Consider the following 16,133-nt stretch of genomic DNA (forward strand, 5'->3'; position numbering starts at 1 on the left):
TCCCCGCGACGGGCCCGTCGAGAAAAACGTCAGCCGCGGACGGTCAGGCCCACCCGCTGGAACTCCTTCAGGTCCGAGTACCCCGTCTTCGCCATCGCGCGGCGAAGCGCGCCGAACAGGTTCACCACGCCCTCCGCGTCCGAGGAGGGGCCGAACAGCAGCGTCTTCAGGTCCACCGCGTAGTCCGAGTCGGGGCCGGCGACCACGCGCGAGCGCGGCAGCGACGGGTGCGCCGCCGCGGCGGTCCAGTACAGGCCCTGGCCCGGGGCGTCCGACGCGGTCGCCAGCGGGGCGCCGAGCATGACCGCGTCCGCGCCGCAGGCGATCGCCTTCGCGATGTCGCCGGACGTCGTGATGCCGCCGTCGGCGAGGACGTGCACGTAGCGGCCGCCGGTCTCGTCCAGGTAGTCGCGCCGGGCGGCGGCCGCGTCCACGATCGCCGTCGCCATCGGGGTGCCGATGCCGAGCACTCGGTCGGTGCTGGTGACGCCCTCGGTGTAGCCGTGGCCGACGATCACGCCCGCCGCGCCGGTGCGCATCAGGTGCATGGCCGTGCGGTAGTCGCTCACGCCGCCCGCGATCACCGGCACGTCGAGGCGGCCGATGAACTCCTTGAGGTTGAGCGGTTCCGCGTCGCGCTGGACGTGCTCGGCCGAGATGATCGTGCCCTGCACGACCAGGATCTCGACGCCCGCGGCGATCAGGTCCGGCGTCAGCTCGGCGGCGTGCTGCGGGCTGACCCGCGCGGCCACCGTCACGCCGGATTCGCGGACCGTCTTGATCGCCTCGCTCAGCAGGTCCAGCCGGATCGGCGCGGAGTGCAGCTCCTGCAGCTCGCGCACGACCGCGGTCGGGTCGTCGCTGTCCTCGGCCGCGCGCACCAGGCGGAAGATCGCTTCCTCGACGTTCGCGTGCCGCGCCCACAGCCCTTCGGCGTTGAGCACGCCGAGGCCGCCCAGCTCGCCGATCGCCACCGCGGTCCCGGGCGACACGATCGCGTCGGTCGGGTGGGTGACCAGCGGCAGGTCGAACCGGTACGCGTCGATCTGCCAGGCAGTGGACACCACCGACGAGGACCGGGTCCGCCGCGACGGCACGATCTCGACGTCCTCGAGGTCGTACGCCCGCCGCGCGGTGCGGCCCATGCCGATCTCGACCAGATCCCGCACGTGATGTCCCTTCTCGCGCCTGACGACAACGCGGTCCATTGTCGCGAGTCGGCACGGGTGACCTGCGCGCGGGGGACCGTTGCGGTGGCGACAACCACCGGTTGTGCGCGCGGTTGTTTGCCACCGGCGCGGGCGGATGGTTGGCTGCCCGGCTGAACGAGGGGGACGGAATTGGCGCTGGGCAAGGACTTTCACCGGCTGTGGCTGGCCTACGCGGTCAGCATCGCGGGCACCTATTTCGCCCTCGACGCCTTCTCGATCGTCGCGGTACGGGTGCTGCACAGCAGTGCCGCGCAGGTGTCGCTGCTGGCCGGAGCCGGGCTGGCGGCGGGCTCACTGGCCGCGCTCCCGCTCGGCCCGTGGGTCGAATTCCGGCGAAAACGCCCGGTTCTGATCGCCATGGACCTCGTCCGCTTCGCCGCCCTGCTCACGCTGCTCCCCGCGTATCTGCTGGACGTGCTGACGTTTGCCCAGCTCGTGGCGGTCTCGGTGCTCGTGTCCGCGGCGAACATCGCGTTCACGTCGGCGAGCGGCGCGTATCTGAAATCACTCGCGGCTGGTCCAGACCTGCTCACCGCCAACGGCCGGTTCGAGACCACACTCTGGACCGCGACCGCGCTTGGTCCGCCGGCGGGCGGGGCGGCGATCGGGGCCTTCGGCCCGCTCGCCACTGTGCTCCTGGACGCGGTCAGCTACCTGCTTTCCGCCCTCTCGCTCTCGACGATCCGCACCCGCGAGCCCAAGCCAGCCCGCCCCGCCGCTTTCCGAGCCGCCGACCTGGTCGAGGGCTGGCGCTATCTCTTCCGGCACGCCCGGCTGCGGATGCTGTTCCTCAACAGCTGCCTGGTCAACGGCCTGATCATGGCCACCGCGCCGCTGCTGGCGGTGCTGTTGCTCGGCGAACTCGGCCTGCCGACCTGGCAGTACGGGCTCGCGTTCGGCGTCCCGTGCCTCGGCGGCCTGGTCGGATCCCGGCTCGCCCGCCGGCTGGTGCCGCGCTACGGCCGGGTGCGCCTGTTGCCGATCCTCGCCACGGCCCGGTCGGGCTGGGTTGTGCTGCTGGCATTCGTACCGCCCGGGATCGGGGGACTGTTCTGGGTGATGGCGGTGGAGTCCGGCCTGATCGTCTGCGCGGCGGCGTACAACACCGTCCTCGCCACGTACCGGCTCGAGGAAACCGAAGATGGCTACGTGAGCCGGATGTTGTCCGCATGGCGGATCAGCGGCAGCGCCGGCACGGCCGGGCTGACGCTGCTGTGGGGCTTGGTGGCGGCCTGGCTGGGCACGCGCGGCGCACTCGGGCTGGCGGGCGCGTTGATGCTGGCGACGCCGTTGCTGCTGCTCGGGTGGAACCGCGCTCAGAACGAGACTCCCGCGGTGGAATCGGTCCGCGGCACGGATTCCTGATCGAACAGGGCAGCCGCGGCGTGAACCTCCGGGAAACCGCATTCGCCCGCTCCCCTCGCCGTCACCTGGAGATCCAGGGTGGCGGGAAGAAGGAGCGGGCGAACAGCGTCGGTCAGCGGGTCGTGTAGTTCGGGGCCTCGACCGTCATCGTGATGTCGTGCGGGTGGCTTTCCTTCAGCCCGGCCGCGGTGATCCGGACCAGCTGCGCCTCCTGCAACGCCGCGATCGTCTCCGCACCCGCGTAGCCCATGCCCGCGCGCAGGCCGCCGACGAGCTGATGGACGACGTTCGACAGCGGACCGCGGAACGGGATCCGGCCCTCGATGCCTTCCGGCACCAGCTTGTCCTCGTTGAGCACGTCGTCCTGGGCGTACCGGTCCTTCGAGTACGACTTCGCCTCGCCGCGCGACTGCATGGCGCCCAGCGAGCCCATGCCGCGGTAGACCTTGAACTGCTTGCCGTTGACCAGGATCAGGTCGCCCGGCGATTCGGCGGTACCGGCGAGCAGGCTGCCGAGCATGACCGAGGACGCGCCGGCCGCGATGGCCTTCGCGATGTCGCCGGAGTACTGGATGCCGCCGTCGCCGATCACCGGGACACCAGCCGGACGACAGGCCTGGTCAGCCTCGTAGATCGCGGAGATCTGCGGCACGCCGACACCCGCGACGATCCGCGTGGTGCAGATCGAGCCCGGGCCGACGCCGACCTTCACGCCGTCCACGCCCGCGTCCACGAGCGCCTGCGCACCGGCCCGTGTCGCGACGTTGCCGCCGACGACGTCGACCGTGTCGCCCAGTTCCTTCTTCAGCAGCCGCACGGTGTCCACGACCGCACGCGAGTGGCCGTGCGCCGTATCGACCATCAGCACGTCCACCCCGGCCTCGGCCAGCGCCATCGCGCGCTTGTGGCCATCCGCGCCCACTCCGACCGCGGCGCCGACGATGAGACGGCCGTCCGGGTCCTTCGACGCCCGCGGGAACTGCTCGGTCTTGACGAAGTCCTTGACCGTGATCAGGCCGCGCAGCTTGCCCGCGCCGTCGACGATCGGCAGCTTCTCGATCTTGTGCCTGCGCAGCAGGCCCAGCGCGGCCTCCGCGGTGACGCCGACCTGCGCGGTCACCAGCGGCGTCTTCGTCATGACCTCGCTCACCAGCCGCGTGTGGTCGACCTCGAACCGCATGTCGCGGTTGGTGATGATGCCCACCAGCGCGCCGGAGGCGTCGGTGACCGGGACACCGGAGATCCGGAACCGCGCGCACAGCGCGTCGACCTCGGCGAGGGTGTCGTCCGGGGAACAGGTGACCGGGTCGGTGACCATGCCCGCCTCGGACCGCTTCACGACCTCGACCGCCGCCGCCTGCTCCTCGATCGGCAGGTTGCGCTGCAGCACGCCGATCCCGCCCTGCCGCGCCATGGCGATCGCCATCCGCGCCTCGGTGACCGTGTCCATCGCCGCGGAGACCAGCGGAATGTTGAGCTTGATGTTGCGGGTGAGCTGGGTGCTCGTGTCCACCGCGCTGGGCACCACGTCCGATTCCGCGGGCAGCAGCAGCACGTCGTCGAAGGTCAAGCCGAGCATCGCGAACTTGCTGGGCACTGCGGGGGTGATGCTTTCGCTGGTCATGAGGGGCGAAGGGCCTTCCTGGCAGGGGTGGGCTGGAGTCGCGGGCGGCGATGCCTGGCGTGGGCCGAGGGTGGTCGGGCCTTCCCCTCATGATATCCAGGCCGGGGCCCTGGCCCGGGTGGGTGGCCCGCCGGGTACCGTGCAGGCCGTGCCGCACGATGTGTTGCCCCCCGATCCGTTCGCGGACGACCCGGACGATCCGGCCCGGGCCATCCCCGACCCCGACGACCACTTGGAAGAGCCGATCAGCGCGGACGAGCGCACCGAGCTGCTGGCCGACCTGTCCGACCTCGCCGTGTACCAGGCCCTCCTGGAGCCTCGCGGGGTGCGCGGCATCGTGGTCGACTGCGGCGAGTGCGACGAACCCCACTATCACGACTGGACGCTGCTGCGCGCGAGCCTGGAGCAGCTGCTGTCCGACGGACGGATGCGCCCGCACGAGCCGGCCTTCGACCCGAACCCGGCCGACTACGTGAGCTGGGACTACTGCCGCGGTTTCGCGGACGGGGTCACGGCGAACGAAAGCGCGTACTGACCCGTTCGGTTCCGCACAGCCTGAGAGAAGGCCCTGGTGAGCTTGGCCACCAGGGCCTTCTTCATGTGTGCACACAGTTGTCCACAGCCGTTGTCCACAGGTGTGTCGACTTGTGGACAACTCTGGGGCAGCGATGGTGTTTCGCTGGCTGAGCGATTATCGCCCGCTCGGGCAGGTTCGGCCCTTGATCGACCGCGGGCGTCCAGGTCACGCTGTCCGCGTTGACCGACCGGACGTCCCCGGCCCGCCCTGGCGGCCCTGCCGGATGACCGTGAGCAGCATGACCCCGTGGGCCGTCTCGTAGGGCTCTCCGAAAACCAGCCTCGCCCGGCGATACGAAGAAGGTCCCGGCACTGTCCGTGCCGGGACCTTCGGAAAACCTAGGAGCCGCTGGTGCCGTTCGGGGCCTGTGCCCCCTGCGACGACTCGTTGCGTGGACTGCTGCCCGTGCCCGGATCGTTCGGGGTGGCGCTCGGCGACGGCGGCGGCGAACTCGGCGTGGACGTGACCGGCGGCAGCGGCGTCGCCGAGGTGACCGGCGGCGGATTGTCGCTCCCGGTGCCCGGCAGCGACGTCGACTGGCCGGGCGGCTGCGCCGCGCTGCTGACCGGGTTGTGCACCGGCGGCACGGCCGGCGGCGTCGACGACTTCTGCCCCGAGGGCGGCGCGGTCGGCTGACCGAGCTGGGCGGCCAGTTCGCGGTGCTGCTGCAGGAGCTGGTTGCGGTTGTCCGCGTCGGTGACCTGGATGAGCGCGGCCTGCGCGTCGGCGAGCGCGCGCCGGGCGTCCGCGAGCCGGTTGTCGGCCAGCGCCAGGTTCGCCTTCTCCAGATCGAGCTTCGCCGCGGCGGCGGCCTCGACGGAGCGGGCGTGGTCGGCGTACAGCACCTTCGTGAGGCCCCACAGCGTGTCGCCGGGCTGGGCGTCACGGGCGGCGAGGCCGGTGCCGGTGAAGGCGATCGCGGCGGCGGCGCACGCGGCGGCCACCGGCACGAGATAGCGGCGACGGCGGCCGCGGCTTTGGTACTTGCGCGCCAGCGCGGCCGTCTTCACCGTGGTGACCGCGGTGTCGACGTCCACCAGCTCGGCGAGCGGCTCGCTGTCGATGTCGCGGCGCCACGCGAGCAGCAGCGCGTTCAGTTCCTGGTCTCCGAGCCCGTCGGCGACAGCCGGATCGGTCCCGCCGAGCGCGTCGAGCAGCGCGTCGTCGGCCTGGATGGCCGTAAGGTCGCCATCGGTTTCCGCGTCGTACCCGGTCAGGCCGCTGGCCTGGGCGGAAGGTGACAGGTCTCTGTCCCGGTCTTCGCGATCGGTCACTCAGATCACCTCCTCGGCGGCAAGCACCTTGCGCAGCCGGGCGAGTGCCCGGTGCTGGGCGACGCGGACGGCGCCCGGCGTGGAACCGACGGCTTCCGCCGTCTCCTCCGCCGACAGCCCGACCACAACCCGCAGAACGACGATTTCCCGCTGTTTGTCCGGCAGCACCTGCAGCAACTGCGCCATCCGCTCGTTCAGCTCACCCTGCAGAGCACGCTGCTCCGGGCCGACGCCGACCTCGATCTCGTCGGGGATCTCGGCGACCGGCTCCGCCCGGTTGCGAGCCGCGGCGCGGTGCGCGTCGGCGACCTTGTGCTGGGCGATCCCGTAGACGAACGCGAGAAAGGGGCGGCCCTGATCACGGTACGAAGGCAAGGCCGTAAGCACCGCGAGACACACCTCCTGCGCAACGTCGTCTGCCGAAGCGAACGAACGCTCCTGCCTGCCAACCCTGGCGCGGCAATACCGCACCACAAGGGGACGAATGGCGGCCAGCAACCGCTCGACTGCCTGAGGGTCTCCCTCGACAGCGGCGGCGACCGGCTCGTCCAGTCCATCCCCCACAGTGGCCATCGCAGACAACAGTCCCAGCGTTACGTGTAGGCGTGCAAAGAATCCGGCGCGTGGTCGTCCCCGTCCTGCGCCGGTCACAGCTACCGTACCGTCGGAGTCCTACCAGACAACCGCCAGAGGTGGTGACCGGCGCGCCGGGCGCGGCCGGACGGCGATTGTCGCAGGCAGACGGGCTGGGGCAGTGCCGTCACGCGGTGGGGACGCGGGCGAGGCACGAGAGCAGGGGCCAGGACAACAGGTACGGGCCAGGGCTGGGTCGCCCTGGCCCGTTCGTCACCGGCCGAATCGGATCGGAAGTCCCGTATTGGCTTGCTCGGCCTCGGTCAGGACACGAGGCCGCGGCGGAAGCCGTGCGCCACGGCCTGCGCGCGGTCGCGGACGCCGAGCTTGCGGAAGAGCCGCCGCGCGTGCGTCTTGACCGTGTCCTCGGAGAGGTACAGCTCGCGGCCGATCTGGCCGTTGCTCTTGCCCTGGCTCATGCCGCGCAGCACCTGCAGCTCGCGCTCGGTGAGCTGCACGCCCGGGTCGGACGGCTGCCGCGGCGCGGGCACCGACGTGCTGGCCAGGGTGTGCGCCAGCGCGGCGACCAGTTCGGGCCGGGAGGCGTCCCAGCGCAGGTAGCCGCGCGCTCCGCCGGCGATGGCGGCCGCGATGCTGCCCGCGTCGTCCGGGGCTCCGAAGACGATGACGTTCGCCTGGGGGTTCGCGGAGACGAGCCGGCGGGTCGCCTCGACGCCTGTCGGGACCGCGCGTTGCGTTCCGACCAGCACGACGTCGACCGGCTGACGGGTGTACCGGGCCAGCAGCTCGTCACCGTGCGCTACGCAGTCGATGCGACTGACCCCAGGCACCGCGGACATCACACGGGTGAGCCCTTCGCGGACACTGCGTCGGTCGTCGCAGATCAAGACCGTCGTCACGGGGTTTCCTTCCTGCAGCCGGGTGACATTCCACTTCCCCTATCGGACGCTTTAGCCCGAACCTTGACACGATCCGGTGGCTTTTTTTGAAGTTTCTTAGCCCGGATGCCGGAACGCTCGTTCCCGCAGGCCTACCCGGGTCCGACAGGCACCCATGGCGATTCGTGTGCGATGCGCATCACGCAAGGATCCGCGTGCCGTAACACTGCGTGCAACACCTGGCGACTCCTGAATCGATACTCCTCGGCCCGGTCGTGGTCCAGATCGGCGGCGACGCGGGCCGCCACCCAATTAAGTGAATCGAGCTCGTATTTCTCGGCGTCGGCGGCGGCCGCGACGACGAGTTCCCGCGCGCCCTCCTGTCCGGCGGCGAGCAGGGCGACGCCGAGGACGATGCCGGACTTCACGATGTGTCGCCGAGCGTTCCGCGCGACGGCGGTCTCGTAGGCGAGACGGGCCGGGGCGACTGCCGCTTCGGGCTGCCCGTCGGCGAGTTCGATCTCGGCTCCGACCCAGCCGCCACGAACGGTCGCCCGCCAACGCCGGTCGGCTTGAGCGGCCCGGACGGCCAGACGGCGGGCGGCGGAGATACGGCCGAGGGCGAGGTTGTCGGCGGCCAGGCCGAGAAGGGCATCGGCTCGGGCTCCTGGGAGGTCGAGGCCGTGGGGGTCTTCGGCTGGTACGCCGAGGCTGTCTGGGTTGGCGGCCGACCCGCCGGGGCTCGCGGCGGGCTTTGGACGAGGTGAGTCTGTTCTGGAGCCAGTTCGGCCCGAGTCGGCGGCGGTCCCATCCGAGCCTGAGCCCGCAGCAGCCGAGCCCGCACCGGTACCAGCTCGGCCCGGGTCGACGCCAAGCGAGCCCGAGCCAACCGCAGCCCAGCCGCCGACAGACAGTCGCGAGCCGTCACCCGCCACCCCAGTCCGATGGTCCCCCGCCCCGCGCAGTCCGACCGCCAGCAGCGCCTCCCCGTCCAGCTTTCGCGCCAAGACGTGTGCGCCCAGCTGCCGCCGATGCGACGCGAGCGTGCTTGCCGCCAGCGAGGCCGTCAGCGGATCCCGGTCGCGCCGAAGCGGGTCGAGCAAGTCCGCGGCCGCCGCGTACCGGCCTCGCGCGCCCAGCACGATCGCCGCCAGGAGGCGTTGCCTTGGCGAGCCGTCGCGAGGTATCGGATCCAACGGCCCAGCGTCCGGACCGAACGCGAGAGCCGTCAGCGCTTCTTCGTCCACTCGACCTTTCTAGCGTGGAGCACCGACAAGAACGTGCTCCACGCGGTCCGCGGCCGCGGAAAGATCGCCCAGCAGCTCGACTTTCGGCGGCAGGAGCGCCGGATCCCAGCCGGGGCCACACGCGAACAGCCGGGTTCGCTGCCGTCCGCGGGACACGCGCGCGAAGAGCCGCGGGTCCGCGTCCGCCCGATTCGCCCACAGCACGACCGCAGCGGGCGCGCTTCGCCGTACCGCTACCGCCAACACCTCTTGGGGCAGCGCGATGCCGAAGAGCTGTGCGCCGATCCGTCGCCCCGCGAGAGCGGCCGCCAACGCGTACACCGGCATGTTGTCCCGTTCGTCCGGCACGCACGCGAGAAGGACCGGGCGTTGGTTGCGAGGCTCGTCGAGGACCGGCGTCGCGCGTATTAATGCCGCGTACACGCACTCAGCGAGCAGGTACTCCACTTCCGCTCCCGCGTGCACGCCTCGCCACCGCGCGCCGAGCGCGGTGAGGACCGGGTCAATCACGCCCGACCACGCCTGAAGTACGCCTAGCTCGCGAATAGCGTCAACGAGCATTCGCTGTACCGCACCGACGTCCATCGCCAACGCAGCAGTACTCAACCGCCGCGCGAGCCGCGAAGGGACCTCGACGTCGTCGGCCGCCGCCTTCGTCTTCGTCGCTTCAGCAGGCTCGGCAGGCGCTGGCACGAAGTCCGCGCGCGGCATCTGCTCTAACGCGTACTGTGCGGCCTCCGCCGTTGAAGCGCCGCGAAGGAGCGCGCGCTGCATAAGTTCGAGACGGCCGATGTCAGAGCTGCCGTAGCGGCGATGTCTGCCGTCGGTGTGGCGGCTGGGGCCGAGACCGTAGCGGCGGTCCCAGGTACGCAGGGTGGACGGCGCGACACCGAGCCGGCGGGCGACCGAGGCCACCGGCAGGGTGGGTTCTCCATCGCCTGATCCGGATCCCACCCGGTCAATATCCAGCCCGCGGGCGGTCCCGGCAACCCGAGCCAAAAGCCCTGCTCACACATCTGGGGGATGCCTAACGGCTGAATCGCCGCCGATCTATTGAACAACTATTGGCGCGCTTCTAACGTTACCGCCGTTGCACCGAATGGAGTATCGGCACCACAGCAGAGCAGCTAATGGCATCGACCGGATGACGGAGGCGGTCAGGATGGCAGACACGCGCAGGCTCCCCGGCCCCAACGCAGACATGTGGGACTGGCAGCTGGAGGGGTCGTGCCGGGGGATGGACAGCGGATCCTTCTTCCACCCGGACGGAGAGCGGGGACCGGCGAGGGCGCGGCGCGAGGCCAGGGCCAAGGCGATCTGCCTGTCGTGCCCGGTGCTGGAGATGTGCCGCAAGCACGCGCTCGCCGTGCACGAGCCCTACGGCATCTGGGGCGGACTGTCCGAATCGGAACGAGACCACATCATCAAACAGGACAAACGCGCGTTGACCATGGCGCACATCTGACTTCCTTCACGGCGCGGAAGGGGCGGTGTCCACAGTGTCCACTGTGGATGCCGCCCCTCCGCCGTTTTCGGGCCACAACGAAAGCGCGAGGTCGATGACGGTCATCAGCGAGTCGAGACTGACGCCGTCGCGCGCTTGCATGGTCAGTCCATAAAAGACAGTCGCGTAAAGCGCACTGAGCGCGTCAGTGTCCACAGTGGCCGCAAGGTCGCCGTCTTCCACTCCACGGCGCAGGCGCTCGCGAAGCTGACGTCGCACGTTGTCGCGCGAAGCGGCGAGAAACTCCCACACGGACGCATTGGCTTGCGTGCAGTTGGTAGCCGCGAGAACCACCATGCAGCCCTTGGGATGGCCAGGCTCCACGTACGCACGAGCATTGTCGCGAAGCATCGCTTCGACCGCCGCGCGCGCTGTCGACTCTTCGGTCAGCGCCCGCATCGTGTACTGCCCGTACACGGATTGGTAGTGCTCGATCGCTTCGCGGAACAGCGTTTCCTTGTCCCCGAAGGCCGCGTACAGACTCGGCGGCTTGATGCCCATCGCCTCAGTCAGCTCCGCCAGCGACGCACCGTCGTAGCCACGCTCCCAGAACACCAGCATGGCCTGGGTGAGCGCGTGCTCGCGGTCGAAAGCGCGCGGGCGGCCGCGGGGTGACATGGACCACCTTCTTTAGTGAGCGATACAGAAGTCTTGACCCCGCCCATCGTACGCGGCTATTTATTTAGTTATCACTACAGAAAGAGGTGAGGCATGGGAACCCTGGACGGCAAGGTCGCTCTGGTCACCGGCGGAAGCCGCGGGATCGGCGCGGCGATCGCACTCCGGCTGGCCGAGGACGGCGCCGACGTCGCGATCACCTACGAACGCGCCGCGGACCGAGCGGCGGACGTGGTCGCGTCCATCGAAAAACTCGGCGGACGCGCACTGGCGCTGCAGGCCGACGCCGCCGACGCAGACGCCGTGACTGGCGCGGTCGACCAGACCGCGGCCGAACTGGGCGGACTGGACGTGCTGGTGAACAACGCCGGAGTGTTCCCGGCGGCACCGGTCGAAGAACTGGCCACGGAAACGATCGATCGCACGCTGGCGATCCACGTGAAGGCACCGCTGGTGGCGGCCCGGGCCGCGGTACGGCATATGAAGGAAGGCGGCCGGATCGTGTCGATCGGCAGCGACCTGGCGGAGCGCTCGCCGTTCGCCGGATTGAGCCTGTACTCGGCGAGCAAATCGGCGCTGGTCGGGATGACCAAGGGCCTGGCGCGCGACCTGGGGCCGCGCGGAATCACGGCGATGGTGGTCCACCCGGGCTCGACGGACACCGAGATGAACCCCGCCGACGGCCCGCACTCCGGAGACCAGTTGGCGCATATCGCGTTGGGGCACTACGGAAATCCGTCCGACATCGCGGCGGCGGTGGCGTACCTGGCGGGACCGGACGGCCGGTACCTGACGGGGACATCGATCACGGTGGACGGCGGGTTCACTGCCTGAACCTCTGGCGCACGAAAGCCTCGAAAGCCCGGCACCGCACCAAAAAAGCGGGGCGGCACTCCCCGAAGGGAATGCCGCCCCGCCAACGCAGAACGCGGAACGAACCAGCGTCAGTGCGAGTGCCCGTGGCCAGCGGCCTCCGGCTCCTCCTCGACCGGCTTCTCGACCACGGAGCTTTCCGTGGTGAGCACGAGCCGGGCGATGGACGCCGCGTTCGCGACGGCCGAGCGGGTCACCTTGACCGGGTCGACGATGCCGGCCGCGATCAGGTCCGTCAGCTCGCCGGTGGCGGCGTTGAAGCCCTGGCCCCAGCCCTGCTCCTGGACCTTGTTCACGATGACCGCGCCCTCGTGGCCCGCGTTCGTCGCGATCCAGAACAGCGGGGCGGTGAGCGCGTCGCGGACGATGGCGACACCGGTCGCCTCGTCGCCGGTCATGCCGAGGTTGCCCTCGAGCTCCTTGACCGCGTGCACCAGCGCCGAACCACCGCCGGGCAGGATGCCCTCCTCGACGGCCGCCTTGGTCGAAGCCACGGCGTCCTCGATGCGGTGCTTGCGCTCGTTCAGCTCGGTCTCGGTGGCCGCGCCTACCTTGATCACGGCCACGCCGCCGCCGAGCTTCGCGAGCCGCTCCTGCAGCTTCTCGCGGTCCCAGTCGGAGTCGGTGGTCTCGATCTCCTTGCGGATCTGCGCGGTCCGCGCGGCGATGGCGTCCTTGGTGCCCGCGCCGTCGACGATCGTCGTGTCGTCCTTGGTGACGACGACCCGGCGGGCCTTGCCCAGCGAGCCGAGGTCGACCTCGGACAGCTTGCGGCCGATCTCCGCGGAGATCACCTCGCCGCCGGTGACGACGGCAAGGTCGTCCAGGAACGCCTTGCGGCGGTCGCCGAAGAACGGGGCCTTGACCGCGACCGCGGTGATCGTCTTGCGCAGCGAGTTCACCACGAGGGTGGACAGCGCCTCGCCGTCGACGTCCTCGGCGATGATGAGCAGCGGCTTCTTCGCCTCGACGACCTTCTCCAGCACCGGGAGCAGGTCGGCCAGCGCCGAGATCTTCTCGCGGTGCAGCAGGACGTAGGCGTCCTCGAGGATCGCCTTCTGGTCCTCCGGGTTGGTCGCGAAGTGCGCCGACAGGAAGCCCTTGTCGAACTGGACGCCCTCGGTGATCACGAGGTCGGTCGCCAGCGTGGACGACTCCTCGATGGTGATCACGCCGTCCTCGCCGACGCGCTCGACGGCCTCGCCGAGCAGCGCGCCGATCGCCGCGTCACGCGAGGTGACGGTGCCGACCTGGGCGATGTTGTCACGGCCCTTGACCGGGGTGGCCTTGGCCTTGAGGACCTCGACGACCTTCTCCGCGGCCGCCTCGATGCCCCTGCCGACCGCGGTCGGGTTGGCGCCGGCGGCGACGTTGCGCAGGCCGTGCTTGACCAGCGACTGGGCCAGCACCGTGGCGGTGGTGGTTCCGTCGCCGGCGACGTCGTTGGTCTTGGTGGCGACGCTCTTGGCGAGCTGGGCGCCGAGGTTCTCGAACGGGTCGTCGAGCTCGACCTCACGGGCGACGGTGACGCCGTCGAGGGTGATGGTCGGACCGCCGAACTTCTTGTCGAGAACGACGTGGCGACCGCGCGGGCCGAGGGTCACCTTGACCGCGTCGGCGAGCTTGTTCACCCCGCGCTCGAGCGCGCGACGAGCGTCCTCGTCGAAACTGATCTGCTTGGGCATAGCGCTTTCCGCTTACCTTTCGGTTGTCGTGCGACGCAAAACGCCCCGCACCCCGGCATGAGCGGGGCCCGGGGCGTCCTTGCGCTGCGAGTGACGCGTCAGTTGATGACGGCCAGCACGTCGCGGGCGGAGAGGATCAGGTAGTCCTCGCCGTTGTACTTGACCTCGGTGCCGCCGTACTTGGAGTAGATGACGACGTCGCCGACAGCCACGTCCAGCGGAACGCGGTTGCCCTTGTCGTCGATGCGGCCCGGGCCCACGGCCAGAACCTTGCCCTCCTGGGGCTTCTCCTTGGCGGTGTCGGGGATGACGAGGCCGGAAGCGGTCGTCTCCTCGGCCTCGCTCGTCTGGACAACGATCTTGTCCTCGAGCGGCTTGATGTTCACGCTCACCGGGTTGACCTCCACGGTCGTCGAAAGCGTCGGCATGATGACTGGTTACGGCTCATACCACCCCCGCCGTCGCGGGTGCCGGGGCGTGTCCGGGCCGTTCGATTAGCACTCTAGCCATGTGAGTGCCAGCTTCGCAAGGAGGGTCCGCCGGACCTGGCGAATCGGGTGACGGAAGCCGCTGACCGGCCCGTTTGTTCCAGGCCGCGCGACGAGCGCCCGCCGCGGGGCGACCGGCGGCCAGGGCAGTGCCGCGTGCCCGTTCGGCCCCATCCGGCGGAAAAAGCCCACCAGCTCCCCCGGCTCCTGGTTGGATCCGGACAGACAGGCATCTCACTCCTGGAGTCCTCCTATGCCCCGCTCACTCCCGTGGCGCCTGGCCGCCGCCACCACCGGGCTGCTGGCGTTGGCCGCGGTCGCGGCCGCCGTGCCCGCTTCCGCGCAGCCGGCCAACGAAGCCCGCCAGCGTGCCTTCGCCGACGCAGCCTCCGAATTCGGTGTCCCGACCGACGTGCTGCTGGCCGTCTCGTACCTGGCATCCCGTTGGGACACCCATTCCGGCGCGCCCAGCACTGCCGCCGGGTACGGTCCGATGCACCTCACCGACGTCCGCACCACCGGCTTGCGCACCAGCGAGTTCGACAACCCCGACGAAGACCCCCGCGGCGACGACTCGCGCCCGACCCTGCGCCTGCGTCCGCTCGAGCCCTCGGCTCCCCCGCCCGGCAGCCAAACCATCGACAAGGCCGCCGAGCTCCTGCACACCGACGCGGCGAAGCTCCGTACCGACCCCGAAGCGAACATCCGCGGCGGCGCGGCGCTGCTGGCCGAGTACCAGCGAGAGCTGGGCGTCAAGAGCGACCACGCGAAGGACTGGTACGGAGCCGTCGCGCGATACAGCGGCTCCGAAGACGTCACCGGCGCGCGCACCTTCGCCGACGAGGTCTTCGCCACCATTAACAGCGGCATCGCGCGTACGACCGACGACGGCCAGGCCGTCAAACTCGCCGCGACCTCCGGCGTCACCCCGGACCGAGCACAAGCGGACCGTCTCGGCCTGCGCGCCGGGGAGCCGCCGGCGACCGAGTGCCCGAGGTCGCTGACCTGCGAATCGGTGCCCGCGCCGTTCCAGAAGATCGGCGACAGCTACGGCAACTACGACAAGGCTGACCGGCCGGACGACCAGACGATCGACTACATCGTCATCCACGACACCGAGGGCACCTGGGACTCGGTGATGAAGCAGGCCCAGACCCCGGGCCAGACCGCGTGGCACTACACGGTCCGCTCCTCGGACGGCCAGGTCGCCCAGCACGTGCCGACCAAGGACGTCGGCTGGCACGCCGGGAACTGGTACCTGAACGAGAAATCCCTCGGCGTCGAGCACGAAGGCTTCGCCGCACAGGGCACCTGGTTCACCGAGGCGATGTACCGCCAGTCCGCGAAGCTCGTGCGCTACCTCGCCCACCGCTTCGGCGTTCCGCTGGACCGGGCGCACATCCTCGGCCACGACAACGTGCCCGGCCCCAACGCGGACAAGATCAAGAGCATGCACTGGGACCCGGGTCCGTACTGGGACTGGGCGCACTATTTCGACCTGCTCGGCGCCCCGCTGCAGCACGAAGGCGAACCGGATTCCGGCCTGGTCGTGATCGACCCGGAGTTCTCCGCCAACCGTCCAGCGTTCACCGGCTGCGACAAGATCGGGTCCGGGAATCCTTGCCCGGAGCGGGGTTCGGGATCCGTCGTACTGCACACCGAGCCGAGCGAATCCGCGCCACTGCTGTCCGATGCGGGCATGCACGGGCCTAATCCGTCCACAATGGACGTCGCCGACATCGGCAGCCGTGCGGCCACTGGCCAGAAGTATGCCGTCGCGGACACCCAGGGCGACTGGATCGCGATCTGGTACCTCGGCCAGAAGGGCTGGTTCCGCAACCCGGACGACGCGCCCACCGCGTACCCGGCCGACGGATTCGTCGCGACGCCCAAGCAGGGCAAGGCGACCGTGCCGGTCTACGGAAGCGCTTACCCGGAAGCCTCGGCGTACCCGAAGGACATTCCGGTGCAGGAACTCAAGCCGCTGCCGTATCAGCTCGGCGCGGGCCAGAAGTATTCGGTCGGCGGGCTGACCGGGTCGGAGTACTACTCGGCGTCCTTCGACGTCGCGACCAACAAGGTCGTGAAGGGCAAGGCGAAGTACGTGGAAATCCAGCTCGGCCACCGCGTGGCGTACGTCAGCCGCGACGACGTCGACCTCGAACCGGCGTCCTGACCTCAGCTCGCTGAATGCC

The 16,133-nt window shown here is 70.1% G+C and carries 15 protein-coding genes; 5 read left to right on the forward strand and 10 right to left on the reverse strand.

Features of this window, described 5'->3' with window-relative positions:
* Positions 1 to 29: 29 nt before the first annotated feature.
* Positions 30 to 1,169 carry a GuaB3 family IMP dehydrogenase-related protein gene (locus tag ATK30_RS13840; RefSeq protein ID WP_101435957.1) on the reverse strand — a complete coding sequence of 380 codons (1,140 nt, stop codon included), beginning with the start codon at positions 1,167 to 1,169 and terminating at the stop codon, positions 30 to 32.
* Positions 1,170 to 1,340: 171 nt separating this feature from the next.
* On the opposite strand from ATK30_RS13840, the gene ATK30_RS13845 reads away from it, so the two are divergent.
* Entirely contained in the window at positions 1,341 to 2,576 is a 1,236-nt protein-coding gene (locus ATK30_RS13845) for an MFS transporter (RefSeq protein WP_101435958.1), read from the forward strand.
* Between the two features lie 112 nt (positions 2,577 to 2,688).
* On the opposite strand, the gene guaB is transcribed toward ATK30_RS13845, so the two are convergent.
* Entirely contained in the window at positions 2,689 to 4,200 is a 1,512-nt protein-coding gene (gene guaB / locus ATK30_RS13850; RefSeq protein WP_101435959.1) for an IMP dehydrogenase, read from the reverse strand.
* 139 nt (positions 4,201 to 4,339) lie between these two features.
* On the opposite strand from guaB, the gene ATK30_RS13855 reads away from it, so the two are divergent.
* Entirely contained in the window at positions 4,340 to 4,735 is a 396-nt protein-coding gene (locus tag ATK30_RS13855) for a DUF5319 domain-containing protein (RefSeq protein ID WP_020662715.1), read from the forward strand.
* Between the two features lie 380 nt (positions 4,736 to 5,115).
* Here the strand turns inward: ATK30_RS13855 and ATK30_RS13860 are convergent, their stop codons facing one another.
* The 5 genes from ATK30_RS13860 to ATK30_RS13880 all read right to left on the reverse strand — a co-directional run bounded on the left by ATK30_RS13860 (position 5,116) and on the right by ATK30_RS13880 (position 9,685).
* Positions 5,116 to 6,051, reverse strand: a complete 936-nt coding sequence (locus ATK30_RS13860; protein WP_101435960.1) for an anti-sigma-D factor RsdA — start codon at positions 6,049 to 6,051, stop codon at positions 5,116 to 5,118.
* Positions 6,052 to 6,624: a sigma-70 family RNA polymerase sigma factor gene (locus ATK30_RS13865; RefSeq protein WP_101435961.1), complete on the reverse strand. Its 573-nt coding sequence runs from the start codon at positions 6,622 to 6,624 to the stop codon at positions 6,052 to 6,054. It abuts the gene before it with no gap.
* A 323-nt stretch (positions 6,625 to 6,947) separates the two neighbouring features.
* Positions 6,948 to 7,544, reverse strand: a complete 597-nt coding sequence (locus ATK30_RS13870; RefSeq protein ID WP_020662719.1) for a response regulator transcription factor — start codon at positions 7,542 to 7,544, stop codon at positions 6,948 to 6,950.
* A 131-nt stretch (positions 7,545 to 7,675) separates the two neighbouring features.
* Positions 7,676 to 8,719, reverse strand: a complete 1,044-nt coding sequence (locus tag ATK30_RS13875; RefSeq protein ID WP_101440816.1) for a hypothetical protein — start codon at positions 8,717 to 8,719, stop codon at positions 7,676 to 7,678.
* A 60-nt stretch (positions 8,720 to 8,779) separates the two neighbouring features.
* Entirely contained in the window at positions 8,780 to 9,685 is a 906-nt protein-coding gene (locus ATK30_RS13880) for a MerR family transcriptional regulator (protein WP_208637343.1), read from the reverse strand.
* Positions 9,686 to 9,932: 247 nt separating this feature from the next.
* On the opposite strand from ATK30_RS13880, the gene ATK30_RS13885 reads away from it, so the two are divergent.
* The gene (locus ATK30_RS13885) at positions 9,933 to 10,235 is read left to right on the forward strand and encodes a WhiB family transcriptional regulator (RefSeq protein ID WP_037816439.1); all 303 of its coding nucleotides are present in this window, start codon (positions 9,933 to 9,935) and stop codon (positions 10,233 to 10,235) included.
* Between the two features lie 6 nt (positions 10,236 to 10,241).
* Here the strand turns inward: ATK30_RS13885 and ATK30_RS13890 are convergent, their stop codons facing one another.
* A complete protein-coding gene (locus ATK30_RS13890; RefSeq protein WP_101435964.1) occupies positions 10,242 to 10,892 on the reverse strand; it encodes a TetR/AcrR family transcriptional regulator in 651 nt (216 codons plus the stop codon).
* A 93-nt stretch (positions 10,893 to 10,985) separates the two neighbouring features.
* Between ATK30_RS13890 and ATK30_RS13895 the strand changes: the two genes are divergently transcribed.
* Positions 10,986 to 11,726 carry an SDR family NAD(P)-dependent oxidoreductase gene (locus ATK30_RS13895; RefSeq protein WP_101435965.1) on the forward strand — a complete coding sequence of 247 codons (741 nt, stop codon included), beginning with the start codon at positions 10,986 to 10,988 and terminating at the stop codon, positions 11,724 to 11,726.
* A 110-nt stretch (positions 11,727 to 11,836) separates the two neighbouring features.
* Here ATK30_RS13895 and groL read toward each other — a convergent pair whose 3' ends face one another.
* Both groL and groES read right to left on the reverse strand, forming a co-directional pair.
* The gene (gene groL, locus ATK30_RS13900; protein WP_101435966.1) at positions 11,837 to 13,450 is read right to left on the reverse strand and encodes a chaperonin GroEL; all 1,614 of its coding nucleotides are present in this window, start codon (positions 13,448 to 13,450) and stop codon (positions 11,837 to 11,839) included.
* A 98-nt stretch (positions 13,451 to 13,548) separates the two neighbouring features.
* The gene (gene groES / locus ATK30_RS13905) at positions 13,549 to 13,842 is read right to left on the reverse strand and encodes a co-chaperone GroES (RefSeq protein ID WP_009072407.1); all 294 of its coding nucleotides are present in this window, start codon (positions 13,840 to 13,842) and stop codon (positions 13,549 to 13,551) included.
* Between the two features lie 349 nt (positions 13,843 to 14,191).
* Between groES and ATK30_RS13910 the strand changes: the two genes are divergently transcribed.
* Positions 14,192 to 16,114: a peptidoglycan recognition protein family protein gene (locus ATK30_RS13910; RefSeq protein ID WP_101435967.1), complete on the forward strand. Its 1,923-nt coding sequence runs from the start codon at positions 14,192 to 14,194 to the stop codon at positions 16,112 to 16,114.
* Positions 16,115 to 16,133 lie beyond the last annotated feature (19 nt).

It is taken from the genome of Amycolatopsis echigonensis, assembly GCF_002846615.1.
In the GTDB taxonomy this organism is placed as follows: Bacteria; Actinomycetota; Actinomycetes; order Mycobacteriales; family Pseudonocardiaceae; genus Amycolatopsis; species Amycolatopsis echigonensis.

Bases quoted from the DNA above. Each gene is read 5' to 3' on its own strand.
- ATK30_RS13890 (WP_101435964.1), bottom strand. From the start codon at position 10,892: ATGTCACCCCGCGGCCGCCCGCGCGCTTTCGACCGCGAGCACGCGCTC.
- groL (WP_101435966.1), bottom strand. From the start codon at position 13,450: ATGCCCAAGCAGATCAGTTTCGACGAGGACGCTCGTCGCGCGCTCGAG.
- ATK30_RS13885 (WP_037816439.1), top strand. From the start codon at position 9,933: ATGGCAGACACGCGCAGGCTCCCCGGCCCCAACGCAGACATGTGGGAC.
- ATK30_RS13865 (WP_101435961.1), bottom strand. From the start codon at position 6,624: ATGGCCACTGTGGGGGATGGACTGGACGAGCCGGTCGCCGCCGCTGTC.
- ATK30_RS13895 (WP_101435965.1), top strand. From the start codon at position 10,986: ATGGGAACCCTGGACGGCAAGGTCGCTCTGGTCACCGGCGGAAGCCGC.
- guaB (WP_101435959.1), bottom strand. From the start codon at position 4,200: ATGACCAGCGAAAGCATCACCCCCGCAGTGCCCAGCAAGTTCGCGATG.
- ATK30_RS13910 (WP_101435967.1), top strand. From the start codon at position 14,192: ATGCCCCGCTCACTCCCGTGGCGCCTGGCCGCCGCCACCACCGGGCTG.